The organism is Butyrivibrio hungatei NK4A153 (assembly GCF_000424465.1).
GTDB classification, from domain to species: domain Bacteria; phylum Bacillota; class Clostridia; order Lachnospirales; family Lachnospiraceae; genus Butyrivibrio; species Butyrivibrio hungatei_A.
The window spans coordinates 1-1,864 of sequence record NZ_AUJY01000037.1 but is presented as its reverse complement, the minus strand read 5'-3'; the positions used below and the strand labels follow the sequence as shown (position 1 = coordinate 1,864).

At 42.7% G+C, this 1,864-nt stretch carries 1 protein-coding gene; it reads left to right on the top strand.

Translation table 11 applies throughout. From position 1 onward, the window contains the following. Positions 1–491 precede the first annotated feature (491 nt). Positions 492–1,775, top strand: coding sequence for a group II intron reverse transcriptase/maturase (ltrA, locus tag G628_RS0110750; protein ID WP_027209129.1), 1,284 nt, complete (start codon positions 492–494; stop codon positions 1,773–1,775). The last annotated feature ends 89 nt before the right edge of the window (positions 1,776–1,864 follow it).

Genomic DNA, 1,864 nt, shown 5'->3' with positions numbered 1-1,864 from the left:
TAAGTTTGCGCGCCATGGGCGCGCTCTAACGGGTGCAAGTCCCAAACACGCCCAGATAGTGGGAAGTGTATAGCCGAACAGCAAGGGTGTCCATCGTGAGGTGGAATCTGAAGGAAGCTGTAAGCAAATCTCTGGTCCGACGGACAGGAATCACATATAAGGCTAGGCTACGAGAGATAAGTTGGCTTAAAGCAACAAAGTCTAATAACTATCACTTTTGTAGTAGCAGAGTAAATGTGGCGGATATATGGAGAGAAAGAGCGCGCGCCTTAAGCGTGGAGGTCTCACAGGGGTTTCATTAGCCTAGTAACAACGAACTGTGAGAAGTCAGCCGAACCCATAGTAGCGAAGAAGTCTCTGTAATGGAGATGGAGTGAAGGGGTGAACAATCAACAAGTTTGAGTATGTCTCGTATTGCAGAAATGACAACATCTGCCGAATTAATCGGGATAAGGGTGGTCAAATCAAGCGAGACGGAAAGGAAAGAACGCATGGACACAAGTAGTCTAATGGAGCAGATACTTTCTAGCGATAATCTCAACAGAGCATATCTGCAAGTCGTACGAAACAAAGGTGCAGAGGGAGTGGACGGAATGAAGTACACAGAACTCAAGGAACATCTTGCAAAGAACGGCGAAATCATCAAGGAACAGTTGAGGACAAGAAAATATAAACCTCAGCCAGTACGAAGAGTAGAGATACCAAAGCCTGATGGCGGTGTCAGAAACCTAGGAGTACCAACAGTAACAGACAGATTCATACAACAGGCCATAGCACAGGTATTAACACCAATCTATGAGGAACAATTCCATGACCACAGTTATGGATTCAGACCTAATAGATGTGCACAGCAAGCAATCCTAACAGCGCTCGATATGATGAATAATGGTAATGACTGGATTGTAGATATTGACTTGGAAAAGTTCTTCGACACAGTTAATCACGATAAACTTATGACTATCATAGGTAGAACCATAAAAGATGGAGATGTTATTTCTATCGTTAGAAAGTACCTAGTCAGCGGAATCATGATTGATGATGAGTACGAGGACTCCATTGTGGGAACACCACAAGGAGGAAATCTCTCGCCATTACTGGCGAATATCATGTTGAATGAACTAGATAAGGAGATGGAAAAGCGAGGGCTTAACTTTGTAAGATACGCAGACGATTGTATCATCATGGTCGGAAGTGAAATGTCTGCTAATAGAGTCATGAGAAATATCTCGCGATTCATTGAGGAAAAACTAGGTCTCAAGGTCAACATGACCAAGAGTAAAGTGGACAAACCACAAGGACTTAAATATCTTGGATTTGGATTTTACTTTGACTCAAGGGCACATCAGTTTAAGGCAAAGCCGCATGCAAAATCAGTAGCAAAGTTTAATAAGAGAATGAAAGAACTTACTAGCCGTAGTTGGGGCGTTAGCAACAGTTACAAGGTGGAAAAGCTCAATCAGCTCATCAGAGGTTGGATAAACTACTTCAAGATAGGTAGTATGAAAACACTTTGCAAGGAAATGGACTCAAGAATTCGTTTTAGATTGCGTATGTGTATTTGGAAGCATTGGAAAACTCCACAGAATAGAGCTAAGAATTTGATGAAGCTGGACGTACCAAGATGGGCGGCGTATAATATCGCCTACTGCGGAGACAGATATGCAAGACTCGCTCACAATGGATGGGTACAAAAGGCTATAAGTACAAAGAGACTAACCTCATTTGGATTAGTCTCAATGTTAGATTACTACACCGAAAAGTGTGTTACTTGTTAAGTTGATTGAACCGCCGTGTACCGAACGGTACGCACGGTGGTGTGAGAGGTCGGAATTTCTCATTTATGAGAAATTCCTCCTACTCGATT